We start from the raw sequence: 393 nt of genomic DNA, 5'->3' as shown, positions 1-393 counted from the left end.
CCCCCCCCCCCCCCCCCCCCCCCCCCCCCCCCCCCCCCCCCCCCCCCCCCCCCCCCCCCCCCCCCCCCCCTTTTCCACCACCAGACGGCATACGCGATTATCGCGTTCGTCTCGTGGGCTCGGAGATGTGTATAAGAGACAGCCTCCGGGGCTCCCGGTGCAGCGGCAGCAGCCGGACGCGGGCCACGGTTGTCACCAGCCGGACGCGGGCCACGGTTGTCGCCAGCCGGGCGCGGGCCACGGTTGTCGCCCTGGCTCTTATACACATCTGACGCTGCCGACGAACAGTAAGATGTGTTGTGGGCGGGGGGGGGCGGGGGGGGTGAGGGGGGGGGGGGGGGGGGGGGGGGGGGGGGGGGGGGGGGGGGGGGGGGGGGGGGGGGGGGGGGGGGG

1 protein-coding gene is annotated in these 393 nt (G+C 78.4%); it reads right to left on the bottom strand.

What is annotated here, in order from left to right; translation table 11 throughout:
• A partial coding sequence (locus tag JHD62_RS22730) for a hypothetical protein (protein ID WP_233161157.1) occupies window positions 1-266 on the bottom strand: 266 nt, incomplete at its 3' end.
• Between the last annotated feature and the right edge of the window lie 127 nt (window positions 267-393).

The sequence above is a fragment of the Aquitalea sp. ASV11 genome, from assembly GCF_016429185.1.
Classification (GTDB): domain Bacteria; phylum Pseudomonadota; class Gammaproteobacteria; order Burkholderiales; family Chromobacteriaceae; genus Aquitalea; species Aquitalea pelogenes.
Note: the sequence above shows the minus strand (reverse complement) of the source record. Positions and strands in the feature narration are given on the sequence as shown.